We start from the raw sequence: 20428 nt of genomic DNA on the forward strand, positions 1-20428 counted from the left end.
TATTTTGTTAATGTGTTAGCTATCAGCGAACTGTATTTACCGACAAGTTACCTCTTTATGTAAAAGCATTTACCGCAGGATGTAACGACCTTTACCCCTTATTGTAACGCTCTTTACCTCGGCATGTAACGGCTTTTACTCCGGCATGTAAATGAAGTTACCATTTGGGGTAAACGGTGTTACCGTGAAAGGAAAACAATTGTTATAGTTTGAAGTAGTTAGCTACTGCTTCTGCACATCGTTCCCCATCAATGCCGGCAGAAACAATGCCACCTGCATATCCTGCTCCTTCTCCGCATGGAAACAATCCTTTAATTCTTACATGCTGCAAAGTTTCCCTATCTCTTATGATCCGTACCGGTGCAGAGGTTCGTGTCTCCACACCAATCATTACCGCTTCATTAGTCAGGAAGCCACGACTGTATTGTCCGAACTGCTGAAATCCTTTGCTGAGTCGTTCAGTGATGAACGGTGGCATCCAAAAGTGTAGGGGTGAAGAAATTAATCCCGGAGCATAGGAACTCTCCGGTAAATCATAGCTCAATTTCTTACGTGTAAAATCCTGCATACGTTGCGCAGGAGCTGTCTGACGCATATTACCTTGTTGCCAGCAATTATATTCTAATGTCTCTTGAAAGTACATCATATTGAGTTGAGAGTTGAGAGTTGAGAGTTGAGAGTTAGCTGCGCTATCATGCTGCATAGTCCACTCTCCACTCTCCACTCTCAATTCTCCACTCAATAAGTCTTCCGGCCTCAATTCAACTACCATCCCTGAGTTGCTCCAACGCGATCCACGGTTGCTGGGACTCATTCCGTTGACTACAATCTGTTGCGGACCACTGGCGGCGGGTACAATAAAACCACCCGGGCACATACAGAAACTGTATACTCCTCGTCCATCTACCTGATTTACAAAGCTGTATTCGGCGGCAGGCAGATACTTTCCCCGTCCGTTTCTGTTATGATATTGTATCTGGTCGATCAATTCCGAAGGATGTTCCAAACGTACACCGACTGCAATACCTTTAGCTTCAATCTCTACTTGATTGGCGGCCAACCAACGGTACACATCCCGTGCCGAATGCCCTGTTGCCAGGATCACCGGACCCAGAATCGTTTGTCCTGTATGGGTTTCGATACCTTTTATTTCATCTTCCTCAATAATTAAAGCATCCATACGCGTCTCAAAGTGCACTTCTCCGCCACATTCGAGAATCGTATTCCGCATATTCTCTATTACACGTGGTAGTTTATCCGTTCCAATATGCGGATGTGCGTCTACTAATATAGCTGTAGAAGCACCATGCTGACAGAATACGTTTAATATCTTATCTACATTTCCACGTTTCTTGCTGCGAGTATAGAGTTTCCCGTCCGAATAAGCACCTGCGCCTCCCTCACCGAAACTATAATTAGATTCCGGATTCACTGTGTGCTCCCGGCTGATTTGAGCCAGGTCTTTCTTCCGGTCACGTACATTTTTTCCGCGCTCTACGATGATGGGGCGAAGTCCCAGCTCTATCAGTCTCAGCGCGGCGAACAGTCCACCGGGACCTGCACCTACGATGATGACCTGTGGCTTTCTTTCTACATTCTTATATATAGTAGGTTGATATTCATTATCTTTGGGCATTTCGTTCAGATATACCCGTACATTCAAATTGACGAAAATAGTCCGTTGCCGGGCGTCAATGCTGCGTTTCAGGATTCGTGTTGCGTTGATGTCCCGTACATTCAATCCTTTTTCCTGTACGAGGTACTCCTTCAATCGTTGCTCATTGGCGGCTACTTCGGGCAGCACGCGTAGTTGGTATTCTTGTATCATTTCATTTTAAAATAAGTGACAATGCCTGCGCTGACACGTAGTCCGCTCCAGTTTGCGTCATAAGAACTCTTTTGTTTTCTATCTCCTTTCAGGTGCAAATTACCAACGGGGTCCCATTCGTAACCGACGCTTGCGATAATGGCTGCAAAGGTAGTGATTTTATAGCGCACTCCTATGGCAGGTTGTAAGAAGACATTGACACCGGTCAAAGTTCCATTTTCTTCCTGTACCTGTGAGTCTACACGTACGTATTCTTCCATCTTGCAAGTATTGAAAACGAGCCCTGTAGATAATTCAAAGAATGGACTGAATCTTTCTGTCAGGAGGTGGAACCGGTAGAATGTTCCCAACTGGTTACCACTATTCTTTACTTTTAGCCTGTATTCTCCGGTAGCATCGGCCAGATGATTCTGCCCGCTTGTATTCTGGTGGCTGAAAGTGATACCTACCTGATGCTGCTGTATCTGTACACCAGCCCGAAAGTTATGTGTAAAGTTCCCCGGAAACTTATCGGTGGTTTTTACTCCTTTCAGGCTACTGCCGGCTGCATTACTCAGAAAATCTTTCATCTCGGACATATTGTATAACCCATACCCGATATTATATTCCAGTGTAAATTCCTGTGCTTGCATACCGGTTATTCCCAGTAATATGCAGGCTAATGCTATTATAATCTTTTTCATGGTTTCTTTAGATAAGGTTCTACGTTTATGGCTGCTCCTGCCCAGCAAGTCAGAATATTGTTTGCCAGATATGGACTGGTATCTTCACTTCTCATCCGGAACAGTTCATCTCCATTCTCGTCCGTAATGAGAGCATAATAAGAATTCCGGAACAAATAGTTTCCGGTTACCGGATCAATGTTGCAGAAAGCGTATTCTTTCCCTTTTGAGATGGTACGAACAATCTCTCCACTTAGGCAATTAAGGATGGAAACCTTGTTGTTCTCAGTGCTTACTATTATAAGTTCATGCGGGTGGGTTGGGTGGAAAAAGTAGTTGCTGTAACCATGTGGGTAGAAAACAGTTTTTCCTTTTTCAAAATTCTGCAAAGGGGTAAGGTAGAAACCGTAATGTTGCACAGGCTCGCACAGGTAGTTCTCGCTTATCTGATAATACCAGGTTGCCGCAGAGTGTTCTTCTGGGAAATCGGTTTCCGGCAGAAATATACTCTTCTCAAGTTGTCCGTTATCTGTATTATAAATATAGACCTTGGAGAGGTGATTATAGTATAGTACTAATTTATGATCTGATGTAAATAGTATATCTTTGGGAGCATAAGTCACTTCTGGATAGTTTATTGTGGCAATAAGTTTTAATTCTTTTCCGGAGAAGATACATATTTCGTCAGAATAATCCACCGCTATCTTGTCTGAATTGAGTGCTGCGGCAATAGGGGTTCCATAGCCTTTGCCATTTTTATATTCACTGATTGTGGTAAGTGACGGAATAGCATAAGAAGTCACCTCATTGTATGAACTGGCATATAATGTATTAGAGTAAGAATTGTATAGACTTCTCATCTGGCTTCCTTTTAATGAGACGCCAGGTCCCGAATACGTGTATCCTCCTGTTATGGAATGGAAAGGTTCATTGCCGACTTCATCTACTATCCGTACTTCTATATAGTTCTGTTTACCAAAGCTGGGAGCTGGCAAAGTGATACTGGTTTCTTTAGTCTTTGCAACTACAACTTCTCCTTTGTCTATAACTTTAAAGTAGAAGTTCTCCAAGTTGAACGTCCAATGAATGATAACATTCTCCAAAGAACTTTCTTCGGGAATTTGATAAACTGTTAATTGGGGAGTGGTGAAGCGTGCCGGCCAACTCATTTCACCCATATATGTTTGTCCTCCATAGGCTTGATCACGTATGCTTTCGCCTTGCTTTAGTGATTTTGTGATAATCTCGCATTTCACCTGATTGTTTCCCGTCAAGTTATTATTGTAGACATCAAAACTGCCTTGTGGGCTGTTCGTTTCGCAGACCAGATTATTACCAATGTAAAAAGAGGCAGAGATCAGCCGGGATTCCGGTGTGTTTATCTGAAATCCTACTTTAAGGCCTTCTATTAATAGAAGTTCTCCACTGCTGTTTTGCTCTGCGTCCAGCTTTATTTCTATAGGGGTTTCCAGTGGCAGCGGTTCCGTTTCCACGTAGTTGTCGTGCAATGTTACCTCGCAGCTGCAGAGCGACAGCAGGATTAAAAGTGATAGATAATGTAATTGTTCTTTCATAGTAGTATTATTGATTGTTTCTATTTCTCTTTATCCGAATAGTGCTCTGAATGCTTCCTCTACCTTTCTTACCGGTATTAGTTCTATTTTGAGTTTCTTCGTATCAATTCCTTGTAAATTGTATTTCGGCAGTACAAACCGTCTGAATCCCAGCTTCTCCGCCTCACCGATTCTTTGCTCAATTCGGTTCACCGGACGGATTTCGCCGGACAAACCTATTTCCCCTGCCATACAGACTTCCGGTTCGATAGCCGTATCCATATTGCTGGACAGTATGGCACTGATGACAGCCAAGTCTATCGCCGGATCATTAACTTTCAATCCTCCGGCAATATTAAGGAACACATCCTTTTGAGCCAGTTTGAAGCCTACCCGTTTTTCCAGTACTGCCAATAGCATATTCATTCTTCGGATATCGAATCCTGTGGCCGAACGTTGCGGATTACCATATACCGCACTGCTCACTAATGCTTGAGTTTCAATCAGGAACGGACGTATCCCCTCTATGGCTGAAGCTATAGCTATACCGCTCATACCTTCGTGATCCTGACTTAATAATAATTCCGACGGATTGCTGACTTGGCGTAAACCATCCTGTCGCATTTCATAAATACCCAGTTCGGCCGTGCTGCCAAAACGATTCTTGATACTACGCAGGATGCGATACATATAATGCTGATCGCCCTCAAACTGTAATACCGTGTCTACTATATGTTCCAGGACTTTTGGTCCGGCAATGCTGCCTTCCTTATTAATATGTCCGATGAGCAATACCGGTGTATGCGTTTCTTTGGCAAAGCGCAGGATGCTTGCTGAGCATTCGCGTACTTGTGCAATGCTTCCCGGCGATGATTCAATGCTCTCTGTAGAGATAGTCTGTATAGAGTCGATGATTACCAGTTCCGGACGGGTGTTTTTGATATGTACGAATATCTGCTCTAATGATGTTTCGCAAACAATAAGGCAATCGCTGGAATTGTGCGATAACCGGTCGGCACGCAATTTTAATTGGCGGGCACTTTCTTCACCCGATACGTAGAGAACGCGCTTTTCGGGTATATGGAGTACAGTTTGTAGCACCAAAGTTGATTTACCAATTCCCGGTTCACCGCCAATCAGTACCAGAGATCCCGGAACTAGGCCACCTCCTAATACCCGGTTTAGCTCTTCATCGTGCAGGTCGATACGTGGTTCGTCATCCGCCTCTATTTCACTAAGAACAATAGGTTTTGGCTTTTCTGTTTCTATTCCGGAGACCGGACGTTTGTTGACGATTTCCTTTCGTATCACTTCTTCCACATACGTGTTCCATTCTCCACACGATGGACATTTGCCTACCCATTTCGGAGACTCTTGCCCGCAGTTATTACACACATAAACCGTTTTTTCTTTTGCCATAAGGGAATTTACTTGCTGAATGATTGGTCAAAGATACAACTTTAGCTGTTCGCTTGTCCGATTTAGAAGGGATTTATTCAGGTAATGTATATGGATTGGTAAGAATTCTTGCCGCATTTAGGTCATACTAAGGGCTTATCAAACCCTTAGTTGCTCCGTACCTTTCCCGCATAGGGGTACCTCTATAGGGAGATAGTACGGAGTTGCTACGGTTCAGCTATGTTTCAACTACGGTCTTGCCCCCTTTCGGGCACAAGGATAAAGCCTTGTTTGCCACTAATGGGTTACTTTTTTAAATGGTAGTAATTTCTCCCGCCATTGGAGTGCGCATTCTTTTTCGTACCTCATCAGGCGTATAACCGTGGCCCAGTAGAAACATCAGTTTAGTAACGGCAGACTCCGTTGTGCTGTCATATCCGCAAACTACTCCCGCCTGCATTAGCTGATAGCCCGTTTCATAACGTTCCATCTCTACGGTTCCGGCACTGCACTGGGTGACGTTGACGATGACTATCCCTTGCTCGCAAGCATTCCGCAAGCGGCGTATGAACCACTCTTTGCGGGGAGCATTTCCCGAACCGTAAGTTTCGAGCACGACAGCCTTCAATCCCTCAATGCCCAGTATACTCGATACTACATTCTCCTGAATACCCGGAAAGAGTTTTAGGACAGCGACATTGGTATCTAATAGATAATGTGGCTTCAGTTCCCGTTCAACTTCCTTAAAGCGGATTTGCACATTATTATATTTAATATGAATACCTGCTTCTGCCAATACGGGATAGTTGAATGAACGGAATGCATTGAAGTTCTCTGCGTTCATCTTGATGGTACGATTGCCGCGCATCAGGTGATTCTCAAAAAAGATGCAGACCTCAGGTACAAGCGGATTGCCTTTTGCATCACGTGCACTGGCTATTTCAAGACTGGTAAGAAGGTTTTCTTTTCCGTCCGTGCGGAGTACTCCGATAGGGAGTTGTGAGCCGGTGAGGATGACAGGCTTACTCAATCCTTCTAACATAAAGCTAAGGGCGGATGCTGTATATGCCATCGTATCCGTGCCGTGCAGAATTACAAAACCTGTGTATCTATCGTAATGGTCACTGATGATGTGCACCAGTTTGCGCCAGGCTTCCGGGTCCATATCCGAAGAGTCCATCGGAGGATCGAACTGATAAGTATCGATATGGAATGTGAAATTTTGCAGCTCCGGTACGTGCTTTTTCAGTTGCTCGAGATTGAAATTCTCTAAAGCGCCTGTTTCGGGGTTTTCTATCATTCCGATGGTTCCACCGGTATAGATTAGCAAAATGGAAGTTATATTTGGACTCATACGCATTCTCTTACGATAATTTAGTGCAAATATAATGATATATCTTGGATTTAATATCAAAATGTTATAAAACTGTGCCATTGGTACTGGATTTTTGTGTGTTAATGTGTGAAAATGACACTTCGTACTTTTGCATATTTCTGCCTCTTTTGAGGCCTTTCTATATTTTTATTACAAAAAAACCACAAAATGTGATAGATTGAATGTTTTTATTATTACTTTTGCGACACTTATCAATAATGAAAGAAACAGAGAGTATGAACAAGTACTATCAACATACAGTCACATCCATGTGCATGACCATGACCCTTAGGGGTTAATGGATAGTATTTGTGTTTCTACGTGTTACACTATTTTTCAGCAGTTTTTCTTATTTAATTCAAGTCAATACAGGCATATACGTCCTGTTTCCGACACATTGTATCAACCTTATCAATAGTAATAAAGGATATGAAAGTAATAAAATTCGGCGGAACGTCCGTAGGTTCCGCGAACAGTATTTTGAGCGTAAAGAGAATTGTAGAAGCAGTAGAAGAACCGGTAATTGTGGTGGTTTCCGCACTGGGGGGCATCACAGATAAGCTGATAAACACGTCGAAAATGGCGGCTGCCGGTGATGCTGCTTACGAAAATGAGTTCCGCGAAATTGTTTACCGCCATGTGGAAATGATTAAAGAAGTGATTCCTGCAGGTGAGGGGCAAGTGGAACTGCAACGCCAGATTGGTGAACTGCTCAATGAACTGAAAGACATTTTCCAGGGTATTTATCTGATAAAGGACCTTTCACAAAAGACTTCCGATACGATTGTCAGCTATGGCGAGCGTTTATCGTCCATTATCGTTGCAGAGTTGACAGGAGCCAAATGGTTTGATTCACGCAAGTTTATCAAAACAGAAAAGAAGCACTCTAAGTATGTACTGGATACCGAGTTGACGAATCAATTGATTCGTGAAACATTCAGCACTTTGCCGAAGCGTGCGCTGGTACCGGGTTTTATCTCTACTGATAAGGCGACAGGAGATGTTACGAATCTGGGACGTGGTGGTTCCGATTATACAGCTTCGGTTATTGCGGCGGCATTGGATGCCGATCAATTGGAAATCTGGACGGATGTGGATGGTTTCATGACTGCAGATCCGCGTGTGATTTCTACCGCTTATACCATTAACGAACTGAGTTATGTAGAGGCAACGGAGCTTTGTAATTTCGGTGCCAAGGTAGTATATCCGCCGACTATTTATCCGGTTTGCCACAAGAATATTCCTATTTTAATAAAGAATACATTCAATCCCGAAGGAAAAGGAACGATTATCAGACAGGAAGTATCTGATCCGCGTACGAAAGCGATTAAGGGTATTTCTTCTATCAATGATACCAGTCTGATTACTGTGCAGGGTCTGGGTATGGTAGGTGTGATTGGTGTGAACTACCGCATCTTTAAGGCACTGGCAAAGAATGGCATCAGTGTGTTCCTTGTATCTCAGGCATCTTCGGAGAACTCTACGTCTATCGGTGTGCGTAATGCGGATGCCGATCTGGCATGTGAAGTACTGAACGAGGAGTTTGCCAAAGAGATTGAAATGGGAGAGATTTCTCCGATACAGGCGGAGAAGAACCTGGCTACGGTAGCTATCGTAGGTGAAAATATGAAGCATACGCCGGGTATTGCCGGAAAGCTGTTCGGTACGTTGGGACGTAACGGTATCAATGTGATAGCTTGTGCTCAGGGTGCTTCGGAAACAAATATCTCATTTGTAGTGGATTCCAAATCATTGCGTAAATCATTGAACGTTATCCACGATTCATTCTTCCTGTCGGAATACCAGGTACTGAACCTCTTTATTTGCGGTATCGGTACGGTAGGTGGCAGCTTAGTAGAACAGATTCGTTGTCAACAGCAGAAGCTTATGATGGAGAATGGATTGAAACTGCATATTGTAGGTATCGCTGATGCTGACCGGGCTATGTTTAGCCGTGAAGGCTTCGATCTGACGGATTTCCGTGCAGAATTGGCAGAAAAAGGCAAACCGAGTACGTTGGAAACTTTGCGTGATGAGATTATCGGTATGAATATCTTCAACTCGGTATTTGTAGACTGTACGGCAAGTGCGGCAGTTGCTTCCTTGTACAAAGACCTGTTGTTACACAACGTTTCCGTAGTGGCAGCCAATAAAATTGCCGCTTCCTCGGAATATGAGAACTACCGTGAATTGAAACAGATTGCCCGTCAGCGTGGTGTGAAGTACCTCTTTGAAACGAATGTGGGTGCGGGACTTCCGATTATCAATACGATCAATGACCTTATCCATAGTGGTGACAAGATATTGAAGATTGAAGCAGTGCTGAGTGGCACGCTGAACTATATCTTTAATAAGATCAGTGCGGATATTCCTTTCAGCAAGACCATCAAGATGGCGCAGGAAGAGCGTTACTCCGAACCGGATCCGCGTATCGACCTGAGTGGTAAGGATGTTATCCGTAAATTGGTGATCTTGGCACGTGAAGCCGGTTACAGGCTGGAACAGTCGGATGTAGAAAAGAACCTGTTTGTGCCCGATGATTTCTTTGAAGGTTCGCTGGATGATTTCTGGAAGAAAGTGCCGAGTCTGGATGCGGACTTCGAAGCCCGTCGCAAGGTACTGGAAGCTGAGAATAAGCACTGGCGTTTTGTTGCTAAACTGGAGAATGGCAAAGCATCGGTCGGCCTGCAGGAAGTGGGTGTAAATCATCCGTTCTATGGTCTGGAAGGTAGTAACAATATTATTCTGTTGACTACGGAACGTTATAAAGAATATCCGATGATGATACAGGGATACGGTGCCGGTGCCGGAGTGACGGCGGCAGGTGTATTTGCGGATATCATGAGTATTGCAAATGTTTAATAAAATGAAACATATAATCATATTAGGCGATGGAATGGCGGATTGGCCTGTGGAGTCATTGGGCGGTAAGACGCTGATGCAATATGCCAAGACGCCTTATATGGATAAACTGGCGAGCATGGGGCGTACGGGACGGTTGAAGACTGTTGCCGACGGTTTTCATCCCGGTAGTGAGGTAGCGAATATGTCCGTTCTGGGCTATGACCTGCCGAAAGTTTATGAAGGACGAGGACCTCTGGAAGCTGCCAGCATCGGTGTAGATTTGAAACCGGGCGAGATGGCAATGCGTTGTAACATCATTTGCATTGAAGGCGATCATATTAAAAACCATTCTGCCGGACACATCACAACGGAAGAAGCCGATGTATTGGTGAAGTACTTGCAGGAACATCTGGGTAATGAGCGGGTGTGTTTCTATACAGGCGTGCAATATCGTCATTTATTGGTGATCAAAGGTGGAGATAAACGTATTGATTGTACGCCACCGCACGATGTGCCGTTGAAACCTTTCCGTCCGTTACTGGTGAAACCGATGCCGGGTACGGAGAATATAACAGTTCCCAAAGGCGGTGCAGAACTGACTCCGCAACAAACCGCTGATTTGATTAATGATCTTATCCTGCGTTCGCAGGAGCTTTTGGAAAATCATCCGTTGAATCAGAAGCGGATGGCGGAAGGGAAAGACCCGGCTAACAGTATTTGGCCCTGGAGTCCCGGATATCGTCCTAAGATGGAACGTTTGTCTGATAAGTTCCCACAAGTGAAACGGGGGGCAGTGATTTCTGCTGTAGATCTGATCAATGGTATCGGATATTATGCGGACTTGCGTCGCCTGACAGTGGAAGGTGCAACGGGCCTGTATGATACCAATTATGAAAATAAAGTGGCTGCTGCACTGGAAGCCCTGAAGACGGATGATTTCGTCTATCTACATATCGAGGCCAGCGATGAGGCCGGACATGAAGGGAATGTGGATTTAAAACTTCTGACGATCGAGAATCTGGATAGCCGTGCTGTAGGTCCTATATATGAAGCCGTGAAAGATTGGGAAGAACCGGTAGCTATTGCCGTATTGCCCGATCATCCTACTCCATGTGAGCTTCGCACACATACCAATGAACCGATCCCTTTCTTCATCTGGTATCCGGGTATCGAACCGGATAGTGTACAGACCTTTGATGAAGCGTCTGTTTGCGAAGGCTGTTACGGTTTGATGAAAGAAGACGAATTTATCAATGAATTTATGAGTCCCACCGCAAAGTAATGCGGATTTCATCAGAGCCTTGCGCAGCCTTTAATTTTTAATTCTTTAATTTTTAATTTAATATGAAATATTATTCTACCAATAAACAAGCTCCCGATGCCAGCCTAGAAGAAGCCGTAGTGAAGGGACTTGCTGCCGACAAAGGACTTTTCATGCCATATAGCATTAAACCTTTGCCACAAGATTTTTATGATAGTATTGATACTCTTTCTTTTCAGGAGATTGCCTATCGCGTAGCCGATGCTTTCTTTGGGGAAGATGTACCTGCCGAAACATTGAAACAAATCGTTTACGATACATTGAATTTTGATGTTCCTTTGGTGAAGGTGACGGAAGATATTTATTCACTCGAACTTTTCCATGGCCCGACGCTTGCTTTCAAAGATGTGGGCGGACGTTTCATGGCCCGTCTTTTAGGATACTTCATCAGAAAAGAAGGTAAGAAACAAGTCAATGTGTTGGTTGCTACCTCTGGTGATACGGGAAGTGCGGTAGCTAATGGTTTCCTCGGTGTGGAGGGTATTCATGTATATGTGCTTTATCCTAAAGGGAAAGTCAGCGAAATACAGGAGAAACAATTTACGACTCTCGGACAGAATATCACAGCCCTTGAGATAGACGGTACATTCGATGATTGCCAGGCGTTGGTGAAGTCTGCTTTTATGGATAAGGAACTGAATGAGCATCTGCAACTTACCAGTGCCAATTCCATTAATGTAGCACGCTTCTTACCGCAGGCTTTCTATTACTTCTATGCTTATGCTCAACTGAAGAAGTTAGGCAAAGCGAACGATGCCGTTATCTGTGTTCCGAGCGGTAACTTTGGAAATATCACTGCCGGATTGTTTGGTAAACGTATGGGATTGCCTGTGAAGCGTTTCATTGCTGCCAACAACCGTAACGATATCTTCTATCAATATTTGCAAACCGGAGTTTATACTCCACGTCCTTCTATCGCTACCATTGCTAATGCTATGGATGTGGGCGATCCGAGTAACTTTGCGCGTGTGCTCGATCTTTATGGAGGCAGTCATGCGGCCATTTCTGCTGAAATCAGTGGTACTACTTATACTAATGAACAGATTGCTGAAACGATGCGTGAGACGTGGAAGGAATGTCATTACCTGCTTGATCCGCATGGTGCCTGTGGTTTCCGTGCTCTGAAAGAAGGATTGAAACCAGGTGAAACTGGCGTTTTCCTGGAGACGGCACATCCGGCAAAATTCCTCGATACCGTGGAAGGTATTATCGGCGAAAGCGTAGAGATGCCTGCAAAACTGAAAGCTTTTATGCAAGGTGAAAAGCAAAGTCTGTCGATGACAAAGGAATTTGCTGATTTTAAAAGTTATCTGTTGTCGCTATAAGGAGCGGAATTTCTTTAAGCAGAAAGAAATAAAGACCCGAAAGCTTGACTTTGGTGTTTCAATATAGTATATTTGTAACCGTAATTTTAACTCAGATTCAAGTTTAAATTAGCATAAGAGGAGGGGCATTGCTTCTCCTCTCTTTTTTATCCCATCTGAAATGCCACACTCTAACGGGGTAAATGCCACACTAATTATCCGTTAGAGTGTGGCACTTGTCTTATTCAACTGTGGGAAACACACCATCTACTTGTGGCAAACGCATCATCTGTTTGCATGAAATATATGATGCGTTCGAGGGATTCAGACCATCCAAAAAATCAGCAGCTACTCAAGGATAATATTATAACATGAAAAAAGGCCTCTGCTAACTATGTTGGATTGTTTTTTTTATACCTTTGTACCCATATTCATTAATATTGCGAACAAGGAATAAAAATAAAAGAGTGATAAAGTGGTAGGGTGATAAGGTGATAAAGTAGCTGCACTATATATCACAGAGCGTTATCCCGCTATCACTTTATCACCCTACCACATTATCACACTTTATTCATAACCTGTAAGAAAGGCATTTATTCAATTTCTGGTTCGCATTAACCATAAACAAGATAAAAACATGTTTGTATCATCAATGTCGTCCGAAGAGTTATATGCTGAAGCAATGAAAGATTTTTCAATATTGCAGACCAAAATCGATTTATTTATGGATCGTTGTGGAAAGCGCTACAGGCAAGAACACTTTATCGGAAGATTTACTAAAAGAATGGTAGTCACGACAAAGCGGAATAATTCTTGGACCATTGCCTTTCTTGCTCTCAATGAAAGTTTTTCACTTCTTATTTACGCTCCGATAACCGGTCAGGAAACTTACGGATATATTGCATTGTCGAGCTATAGACATCCTCTTGTTATTGAGTATACTTCACATTTTATGCAGAGATACAGAGAGCGTTACCTTAGATATTATAATCTGGAAACTGGTAATTATAATACATTTGAGTATTTTAGCTTGAAAAATAATAATACTCTTTATGTCAGGCAACCTGATAATTCATATTATTTTATATCAGAGCAAGGTGTCATGATTGGCAGACTGGTGTCAGAACGCATGATAAGTCACAGGACTTATATCGGAGATGATAACCTGTCTCTTCGTAAAAGGATTATTCTTGATGAAGAATACAAAAAACTCTGTGCTGCAAACGCACTTCTCCGTTTACCTGATAATTTGAATTTGGAGACAGTACGTAATGTTGCCAGTCAATACAACTTGGGTGATGAATTCACACAAAAGTGGTATGCATGGCATGCTATGGAATTTGTTCAATCATAATTTGCTACTTATTTACTTTTTTATATCTCATTCCTTTTTGGAGATTACTTTCAGTTCCCCCATCTTTAGTCGGTTGTCCCATAGTACAACAACTTCTATCTTCTTGAGGCTATGTCGATAGAAAAGTGTATATCCCGGGTGAGGAATGATGTAGCGTATATTTTCTACTTCTGTTGTTTGTCCGATGAACGGATTCATGCTGATGCGGTGCAATATGTTCTGTAATTGTACATAGAGCACTTCACCAACCTCATTATTCCCATTCTTTAGTTTTAGTATCTGGAATGCTTCCTTCAACTGTTTCTTGGCGACGAGCGACCATATTACTTGCTTAGCCATTCTGCTACCTCCTTGTTTATTGTTAAGTTATTCTGTCCTTCGCGGTTATCCAATTGGCAGCAGGCAGTTTCAACTTCCCGGCGCAGTTGATGAGAGAATACGAGCACTTGTTCTTTGCTCTTAGGTTCATCTTGCGTTTCGGTACGCAGTGTGTCTTTTTCTTCTTTACTTTTCATAGGGCTATCCTTTTTTGTTTTTCATAGAACATCCTAAAGATACGAATAGTTTTGGAATATCCATGCACGTTGAACAATTTTCTTTTCCCTGCGTTCTCTGCCTTGAAACCAAAATTGCGATATCCGAATGAAAGATAAGAAACTGGAGGCCAATTTAAGTTTGGTAGTCTCGCGAATATTTGCGGGATTGAATATGAATGCCCTGAAATTCCTGCTGCCCGTGTGGATAGGTGCATTGACGGGTGTCACGGTGCGTTGTACTTTTGCTGCTATAGCGTTCTGGGTGACAGGCTGGTTTGTGAAAGAAGCACCTATCACACGGCGGCAGCGTATCGGGTTACTTTGTCTGGGAGCATTCGGCATGTATGGTTTTATGTTCTGCTATTTGCTGGGTATCAGTAAGACGACGCCTGTCAGTAGTGCCATATTCAATTCCCTGCAACCTATCTGGGTATTTCTTATCTCCGTTCTCTTTCTGCACGAGCGGGCTACACTGATGAAAATTATCGGTATTTCCCTCGGTTTCGGTGGTGCATTGCTGTGTATATTGACTCAAGGCAGCGATGACTTGGCACATGATGCCTTTACAGGTAATATGTTGTGCCTGCTCAGTTCGGTGTTCTTTGCCATTTATCTGATTCTGAGTAAGAAATTGCTGGAAGAGATCGGCTTGGTGACCGTAATGAAATATGTGTTTGGGGGCGCGGCGTTGTCCGGTCTGGTGATATCTACTATCCTGGGCTGGGACGCGCCGTTGTTCACCGACGCAGCACATGGAACCTGGCACTGGATGCCGTGGATGATTTTGGCGTTCATCCTTATTTTTCCTACTTACCTTAGTTATTGGTTGATGCCCATCGGATTGAAATATCTGAAGACAACCGTAGTGGCTATGTATGGCTATCTGATACTGATTGTGACGACCGTCGTTTCTTATATCGTGGGGCAAGACCGCTTTACCTGGGAACAGGGGGTGGCTATCGGAATGATATGTCTGAGTGTGTACTTTGTGGAGGTAGCGGAGAGGAAAGGTAATTCATAATTACCAAGTATTCCCCTTCTGCGTGAATGGTGAATTCTGTTTCCGTGCTTTCGTTCAGTGTACCTTGCCACCAGTTAGTGAAGTCACTGAGAGGGTATACCAAGCCTTCACCTCGCAGGTTATGGGCACCAAAGTTTATGATCGAAATCTGTTGCCCTGGTTGGCTGGGGAAAGAACAGGTGTCATGGCAGGGAATGAAAATACCATAATCGGTCAGCATGCGGACATGAGCTCCGGTACGCATATAATCAATGAGCAGGCTGATATTTCCTAAAGTATGGTCTTCCCGTTTGCCTGTGGCTCCTACGATAGCGATGTTTTTTTTACCTTGTGATAAAAGGAAGTTTACGGCTTTAGTTTGGTCGTTGGTTTCCTGGTCGGAGATGTAATGAAGAATATGACTGTATTTCCGGCGGTTTTCTTCACTCAGGGAATCTCCGTCACCGATAATAACATCAGGTACGTTGCCGCGATCTATATAAGCATTTGCACCGCCATCACAGCAAATGATATAAGGAGCGTATGCCAGTATCTGCAAAGGTATAGGATGGGTCGGATAATCACCATTGGCTAAGATTACTGCTTCCGGTTCACCACAGAGAACACAAAGTTCCACTGAATTCTTATTATTATTTTCTTTCATCATTGTTTCTTTTATCACTTTACCACCTTATTACCTTATCACTCTACCACTCTTTCCATCATCCTCTTCCATTTGAAGTAGCCAAAGATAGCGATTATTGTATAAAGAGCATACAGTCCTGCTGTGAAATTGAGGTCTTTGTAAACATAGAGGCCTGCACTGACAATGTCCACCACAATCCATGCCCACCACTGTTCTACATATTTACGTGCCAGCATCCACATGCCTACGATACTGAGGGCAGTGGTGAAAGAATCAAGCCAGGGTACATTACTGTTGGTAAAACGAATGAGTATCCAGGCAATGCCGACAAAAGTAACGACGAACACAATGCCGAGGGGTAGGTAATATTTCATTGGCATACGGGTAATGGGAAGTTCCTGCTGTCCTTCTTTGATACGTAGATGAAGTTTTCGTCTTACAAAACTGCCGTATTTCCACATCATCCAACCGTAGACGGCCGCCCCCAGATAATAGATATTTATTCCGAAGTCAGCATACAGTCCGGCATCGTAATAGACGAAAATGTAGATAGCAGGCATGATGATGCCCGCTATCCAAAGATAGATACTCGCCCGGTATTCTAACCAGAGGTAGACAAGACCAACGATGGTTCCGATAATTTCGAGAGTTTGTTCCATGCTTTAAAAACTCAAAGAGATATGTCCCAGTACATTGGTTCCGGCTTGTGCAGCATAGGTTGCATAGCTGTAACGTTCTTTTTCTCCTGCATCATTGAGGGAATATCCGCTACCTGCGAAACCATTATTTTCGTATGTTTCATTGAACAGGTTATATATCGTACAACCCACTATGACTGACTTCATGCGAGGCAGTTTGAAGGTATATGCCAGGTTCAGATTGCTAACGAAGTAAGCATCCAATATTTGGTCATCACGTTTAGCATTGGTCATATACTGCTTGCTGACGTATTGGGATTGCAGGGCTGCTTCAAATCCTCTATACGTATAACTGAAACGATTGTTCAGAATAAAGTCCGGTGAGAAAGAGATAGGAGTATTGCCACGATCTATTTTCCAGGCTTCGGTAGTAGGGTCCTCCCATTCGTACAGTGTTTCGGAGAAGTTCTCTACACGGTTACGGCTAAAGGTGGCATTGATATCCCATTGGAAACCACAGTTCAGTTTCAATCCAGCCATGAGTTCTATACCCATGCGATAACTGTCGGGTACATTGGCTGCTACAGCTTCGCCAATTTCATTCTTTTCGCCTGTCAATACCAGTTGGTTTTTATAATCCATGTAATAGAGATTAGCGCCCAGATTTAACCATGAGTTGGCAAAGGTATATCCCAGTTCATAGTCGAATAAGCGTTCTGCTTTGGGATGTTCGGTTAACTTTCCGTCGGTATAGTTATTGCGCGTAGGTTCTTTATGGGCTACACTGAATGAACCATATAGACGGTTGTTAGTATTGATCTGCCAGAACAAACCGGCTTTCGGGTTGAAGAAGTCGAACTTATCTTCAATATGCAGGGTTTGAAGTGCGTTCGTATCATCGTTCCATTTGTCATTCCGGCCATGCATCTTGTAGGTGATGTGACGGTATTGCAGATCGGCGTATGCACTGACACCACCACCTAACTCATAGTTGGCTTTCAGATAGATATTTCCATCATTTTTAGTAGCGTTGTTGCGGTAGTAATCATTATCAGGATTCAGTTGCCCCAGATAGTTCTTTACCCACAGTACTTTACCGAAATGGTCGCCATCATAACGATTCAGACCGCCACCCAGTGAAGCGTTCAGTCGGTCATTGGTATAACTTACGGAGAAGATTCCTCCACCAAACCAGTTATCCATTGCTTTTTTACGAACAAGGTCGCTTTTGGTTACGTTTTCTCCACTTACTTCATAGGGTTTCATGCCATATTCTACCAATTTACGTCCAATCTTGTATTCCTGATAATATCCATCTCCTGTGGTATAGTGTAAGCCGGCATTCAGACGCCATTGCGGAGTAAAGGTGTGGTTGACTAACAAGTGATAGTTCTTTTGTACATAGTTATCTGTCTGGTCATCATAGAAGTGGAAAGTGCCACCATTTTTGATCAGTTGATCGGCTTCTTTGACACCATAATCGTAATCAATCTCCGGTTGATGTATCCCTCCGCTTTTATCTTCAATATACATATATCCGCAAGAATTGAAACGGCGTCCGAATACTGCCATTTGATCTTTGCTGGCATAATTCCATGCATGATAAGTGCGCTCTTTTCCGCCGAAAGTGATCAGTTTCACCGATGTGTTGTCATTATAATATCCACCCTGGGCATAGTAGGAATTTAAGCCAACGGATGCCCGGTCTATATAACCATCCGAACTGATATTGGATAGCCGTACGTCAAAAGACCAATGTTCGTTGATAAGTCCGGTACCTACTTGCACTGTCTCTTTGTGAGTATTGAATGAGCCGTAAGATGCGTTGATTTCAGCATACGGTTTCAATGAAAAATCTCCTGTTTGCATATTGATACTACCACCGAAGGCACCTGCACCATTGGTGGAAGTACCTGCGCCTCGTTGCACTTGTAAGTCTTTTACGGAAGAGGCAAAATCAGGCAGGTTTACCCAGAATACGGTGTGGCTTTCTGCATCATTGATAGGAATACCGTTGGCGGTGACATTGATTCGTGTGCCATCTGTGCCGCGTATGCGCAAGGTGGTATAACCGATACCGGCTCCTGCATCACTTGTTGTAATGGCAGAAGGTATCATGCTTAATAAATAGGGCAGGTCTTGCCCGAAATTCTGTTTTTTAAGTTGTTCTTTACTAACATTGGTAAACGCCACAGGTGTGGTTCCCGTGGCACGGGTAGAGATAACTTCTACTTCCTGCAGGTTTATCACCCGCAAGCTGTCTTTCTCATGCGTCTGCGCACAGACACTCAGCGTTGCCATCAACAGGCAGGCCGCCATTGCATGTTTTCTCATTACAATTTTAACTATTAAAGATTAATACAGAAAAGGGGAACTTTTCTTCTTTTCCCTCCGCCGGCACTACCCGGATCAGGTCAATGGGTATGATCTCAGCCCGTCATATTAGGGCACCCCTTAGTTGAAATCAGGGGCAAAATTAAGTGTTTTCGCTGAAACACGCAAATCGAGTGAACGATAACCGGAAATATTTGTTAATTTTGTAATCTCCTGTAATTATTGGGAGATAATGATTTTATTAACTTCAAACGAACAAATATTATGTTAGTGTTATTACAAACGGCAATTCCTGCCGATGGAACTGTAGTAGAAGAAGGCTTTAGTAAATTGCAAGTCTTTCTTCAACAATTAATAGACTGGGGTGTAGCTGCCGGTGGAAATATTATTGGGGCTATCCTAATTTTTGTCATTGGACGTTTCCTTATTTCTCTCATTAAGAAGATGGTTTCCAAACTGTTGGCAAAGCGTCATGTGGATGCTGGTATTCAAAGCTTTGTAAAGAGCTTGGTAAATATCCTTCTGACCATCTTGCTGATTATTGCCGTTATCGGTAAGCTGGGTGTAGAAACAACCTCCTTTGCTGCCTTGCTGGCATCTGCTGGTGTGGCTATTGGTATGGCTTTGTCCGGTAATCTACAGAATTTTGCGGGTGGCTTGATTATTCTCTTGTTCCGTCCTTACAAGGTGGGGGACTGGATAGAAAGTCAGGGGGTATCAGGTACGGTACGTGAGATACAAATCTTCCATACGATTTTGACTACGGCTGATAATAAAGTGATTTATATACCGAACGGAGCCTTGAGCAGTGGTACAGTAACCAATTATAGCCGTGAAGATACCCGCCGTGTGGATTGGGTAATTGGCGTAGAATATGGTGAGAACTATGATAAGGTGGAAGAAACTGTTAGACGGATTATTGCTGAAGATAAGCGTATCCTTGCTGACCCGGCACCTTTTGTAGCCCTTCATGCTTTGGATGCAAGCAGTGTAAATGTTGTTATCCGTGTTTGGGTAAAGAGTGGAGATTATTGGGGAGTTTACTTCGATATGAACAAGACCATTTATTCTGTATTCAATAAGGAAGGTATCGGTTTCCCTTTCCCACAACTGACAGTACATCAATCAAAGGACTGATAGTAGTCTGGAACTGATTGCTGTAAAAGAATAGGGGGCATAGCAAGTTGTTGTTATGCCCCTTATTCTTTATAATTAATACTCGTGATAGTTTTTATTGTAAATCACATTTCATATACTCCGAGTTCTTCCTCTATGGTTTCGCATTCATCTTTCTCTATATGTAGTAAGCGATTGATTTCCCTTCGCTTTTCGAGATCAGTGAAATAACTTTCTACTACGGTATACAGATCGAACCCTTCGGTGGAACCTGCTGCCATGTCTAATGACTCTACCATTTTCTCTACTTCCCTGTGAATGCGTTCCTTGTTGATGAAATGCAACTCATTACTATGAATCAGATACTTTTCCATGATCGTTGGTCTTTAAAGTTCTATTGGTATAACGTCTGTCATGAATGGTTAGTTCATATAAAAAATAATAATTCCTTTCTGGGTTAATAAAGAATTAATGGCATTATTAATGTTCCTCGCGTATTATTGTCAAATAGTAACTGAA

At 43.1% G+C, this 20428-nt stretch carries 17 protein-coding genes and 1 riboswitch; of the genes, 6 read left to right on the forward strand and 11 right to left on the reverse strand.

Translation table 11 applies throughout. The annotated features are described in order from the left end of the window. Nucleotides 1–202: 202 nt before the first annotated feature. From BWI44_RS16020 to BWI44_RS16040, 5 genes are all read right to left on the reverse strand, one after another. Complete coding sequence (locus BWI44_RS16020) at nt 203–1828, reverse strand: NAD(P)/FAD-dependent oxidoreductase (RefSeq protein ID WP_195209510.1); 1626 nt, start codon at nt 1826–1828, stop codon at nt 203–205. Continuing rightward, nucleotides 1825–2511: a hypothetical protein gene (locus tag BWI44_RS16025; RefSeq protein WP_195209509.1), complete on the reverse strand. Its 687-nt coding sequence runs from the start codon at nt 2509–2511 to the stop codon at nt 1825–1827. Before BWI44_RS16025 ends, BWI44_RS16020 begins: the two co-directional genes overlap by 4 nt. Next, entirely contained in the window at nt 2508–4064 is a 1557-nt protein-coding gene (locus tag BWI44_RS16030; RefSeq protein WP_195209508.1) for a hypothetical protein, read from the reverse strand. Before BWI44_RS16030 ends, BWI44_RS16025 begins: the two co-directional genes overlap by 4 nt. Before the next feature lie 30 nt (nt 4065–4094). Further along, on the reverse strand, nt 4095–5462 hold the full coding sequence (gene radA, locus BWI44_RS16035; RefSeq protein ID WP_195209507.1) for a DNA repair protein RadA: 1368 nt from the start codon (nt 5460–5462) through the stop codon (nt 4095–4097). A gap of 292 nt (nt 5463–5754) precedes the next feature. After that, nucleotides 5755–6795, reverse strand: coding sequence for an asparaginase (locus BWI44_RS16040; protein ID WP_118222940.1), 1041 nt, complete (start codon nt 6793–6795; stop codon nt 5755–5757). Nucleotides 6796–7245: 450 nt separating this feature from the next. On the opposite strand from BWI44_RS16040, the gene thrA reads away from it, so the two are divergent. The 4 genes from thrA to BWI44_RS16060 all read left to right on the forward strand — a co-directional run bounded on the left by thrA (nt 7246) and on the right by BWI44_RS16060 (nt 13639). After that, complete coding sequence (gene thrA, locus BWI44_RS16045; protein WP_195209506.1) at nt 7246–9678, forward strand: bifunctional aspartate kinase/homoserine dehydrogenase I; 2433 nt, start codon at nt 7246–7248, stop codon at nt 9676–9678. A gap of 4 nt (nt 9679–9682) precedes the next feature. Further along, nucleotides 9683–10942, forward strand: coding sequence for a cofactor-independent phosphoglycerate mutase (locus BWI44_RS16050; protein ID WP_286814989.1), 1260 nt, complete (start codon nt 9683–9685; stop codon nt 10940–10942). 62 nt (nt 10943–11004) lie between these two features. Next, a complete protein-coding gene (gene thrC, locus BWI44_RS16055; RefSeq protein ID WP_007667488.1) occupies nt 11005–12306 on the forward strand; it encodes a threonine synthase in 1302 nt (433 codons plus the stop codon). 616 nt (nt 12307–12922) lie between these two features. Further along, nucleotides 12923–13639, forward strand: a complete 717-nt coding sequence (locus BWI44_RS16060; RefSeq protein WP_138292775.1) for a hypothetical protein — start codon at nt 12923–12925, stop codon at nt 13637–13639. Nucleotides 13640–13666: 27 nt separating this feature from the next. Here the strand turns inward: BWI44_RS16060 and BWI44_RS16065 are convergent, their stop codons facing one another. Then, nucleotides 13667–13978: a type II toxin-antitoxin system RelE/ParE family toxin gene (locus tag BWI44_RS16065; protein ID WP_044534146.1), complete on the reverse strand. Its 312-nt coding sequence runs from the start codon at nt 13976–13978 to the stop codon at nt 13667–13669. Next, complete coding sequence (locus BWI44_RS16070; RefSeq protein WP_007667482.1) at nt 13963–14154, reverse strand: hypothetical protein; 192 nt, start codon at nt 14152–14154, stop codon at nt 13963–13965. Before BWI44_RS16070 ends, BWI44_RS16065 begins: the two co-directional genes overlap by 16 nt. Nucleotides 14155–14281: 127 nt before the next feature. Between BWI44_RS16070 and BWI44_RS16075 the strand changes: the two genes are divergently transcribed. Beyond that, nucleotides 14282–15196 carry a DMT family transporter gene (locus BWI44_RS16075; RefSeq protein WP_007667481.1) on the forward strand — a complete coding sequence of 305 codons (915 nt, stop codon included), beginning with the start codon at nt 14282–14284 and terminating at the stop codon, nt 15194–15196. Here the strand turns inward: BWI44_RS16075 and BWI44_RS16080 are convergent. From BWI44_RS16080 to BWI44_RS16090, 3 genes are read right to left on the reverse strand one after another with little or no spacing between them, the layout of a single operon-like run. Further along, nucleotides 15132–15839 carry a thiamine diphosphokinase gene (locus BWI44_RS16080; RefSeq protein ID WP_044155166.1) on the reverse strand — a complete coding sequence of 236 codons (708 nt, stop codon included), beginning with the start codon at nt 15837–15839 and terminating at the stop codon, nt 15132–15134. The two genes, BWI44_RS16075 and BWI44_RS16080, sit on opposite strands and share 65 nt — an antisense overlap. Nucleotides 15840–15877: 38 nt before the next feature. Continuing rightward, nucleotides 15878–16480: a nicotinamide riboside transporter PnuC gene (pnuC, locus tag BWI44_RS16085; protein WP_118422793.1), complete on the reverse strand. Its 603-nt coding sequence runs from the start codon at nt 16478–16480 to the stop codon at nt 15878–15880. Nucleotides 16481–16483: 3 nt separating this feature from the next. Next, nucleotides 16484–18793: a TonB-dependent receptor gene (locus tag BWI44_RS16090; protein WP_195209502.1), complete on the reverse strand. Its 2310-nt coding sequence runs from the start codon at nt 18791–18793 to the stop codon at nt 16484–16486. Nucleotides 18794–18827: 34 nt separating this feature from the next. Beyond that, a riboswitch (TPP riboswitch) is annotated at nt 18828–18924 on the reverse strand. Nucleotides 18925–19057: 133 nt separating this feature from the next. Here BWI44_RS16090 and BWI44_RS16095 point away from each other — a divergent pair. Further along, nucleotides 19058–19930, forward strand: a complete 873-nt coding sequence (locus BWI44_RS16095) for a mechanosensitive ion channel family protein (RefSeq protein ID WP_117707899.1) — start codon at nt 19058–19060, stop codon at nt 19928–19930. A 104-nt stretch (nt 19931–20034) separates the two neighbouring features. On the opposite strand, the gene BWI44_RS16100 is transcribed toward BWI44_RS16095, so the two are convergent. Further along, complete coding sequence (locus BWI44_RS16100; protein ID WP_195209501.1) at nt 20035–20283, reverse strand: hypothetical protein; 249 nt, start codon at nt 20281–20283, stop codon at nt 20035–20037. Between the last annotated feature and the right edge of the window lie 145 nt (nt 20284–20428).

The sequence above is a fragment of the Bacteroides sp. Phil13 genome, from assembly GCF_001940965.1.
GTDB lineage: Bacteria > Bacteroidota > Bacteroidia > Bacteroidales > Bacteroidaceae > Bacteroides > Bacteroides intestinalis.

Excerpts from the sequence above, each read along its gene's own strand:
- BWI44_RS16050 (WP_286814989.1), top strand. The coding sequence starts at position 9,683 with ATGAAACATATAATCATATTAGGCGATGGAATGGCGGATTGGCCTGTG.
- BWI44_RS16030 (WP_195209508.1), bottom strand. The coding sequence starts at position 4,064 with ATGAAAGAACAATTACATTATCTATCACTTTTAATCCTGCTGTCGCTC.
- BWI44_RS16060 (WP_138292775.1), top strand. The coding sequence starts at position 12,923 with ATGTTTGTATCATCAATGTCGTCCGAAGAGTTATATGCTGAAGCAATG.
- BWI44_RS16065 (WP_044534146.1), bottom strand. The coding sequence starts at position 13,978 with ATGGCTAAGCAAGTAATATGGTCGCTCGTCGCCAAGAAACAGTTGAAG.
- BWI44_RS16100 (WP_195209501.1), bottom strand. The coding sequence starts at position 20,283 with ATGGAAAAGTATCTGATTCATAGTAATGAGTTGCATTTCATCAACAAG.
- BWI44_RS16075 (WP_007667481.1), top strand. The coding sequence starts at position 14,282 with ATGAAAGATAAGAAACTGGAGGCCAATTTAAGTTTGGTAGTCTCGCGA.
- thrC (WP_007667488.1), top strand. The coding sequence starts at position 11,005 with ATGAAATATTATTCTACCAATAAACAAGCTCCCGATGCCAGCCTAGAA.
- BWI44_RS16025 (WP_195209509.1), bottom strand. The coding sequence starts at position 2,511 with ATGAAAAAGATTATAATAGCATTAGCCTGCATATTACTGGGAATAACC.
- radA (WP_195209507.1), bottom strand. The coding sequence starts at position 5,462 with ATGGCAAAAGAAAAAACGGTTTATGTGTGTAATAACTGCGGGCAAGAG.
- BWI44_RS16080 (WP_044155166.1), bottom strand. The coding sequence starts at position 15,839 with ATGAAAGAAAATAATAATAAGAATTCAGTGGAACTTTGTGTTCTCTGT.
- BWI44_RS16090 (WP_195209502.1), bottom strand. The coding sequence starts at position 18,793 with ATGAGAAAACATGCAATGGCGGCCTGCCTGTTGATGGCAACGCTGAGT.
- BWI44_RS16095 (WP_117707899.1), top strand. The coding sequence starts at position 19,058 with ATGTTAGTGTTATTACAAACGGCAATTCCTGCCGATGGAACTGTAGTA.
- BWI44_RS16070 (WP_007667482.1), bottom strand. The coding sequence starts at position 14,154 with ATGAAAAGTAAAGAAGAAAAAGACACACTGCGTACCGAAACGCAAGAT.
- pnuC (WP_118422793.1), bottom strand. The coding sequence starts at position 16,480 with ATGGAACAAACTCTCGAAATTATCGGAACCATCGTTGGTCTTGTCTAC.
- BWI44_RS16020 (WP_195209510.1), bottom strand. The coding sequence starts at position 1,828 with ATGATACAAGAATACCAACTACGCGTGCTGCCCGAAGTAGCCGCCAAT.
- BWI44_RS16040 (WP_118222940.1), bottom strand. The coding sequence starts at position 6,795 with ATGAGTCCAAATATAACTTCCATTTTGCTAATCTATACCGGTGGAACC.
- thrA (WP_195209506.1), top strand. The coding sequence starts at position 7,246 with ATGAAAGTAATAAAATTCGGCGGAACGTCCGTAGGTTCCGCGAACAGT.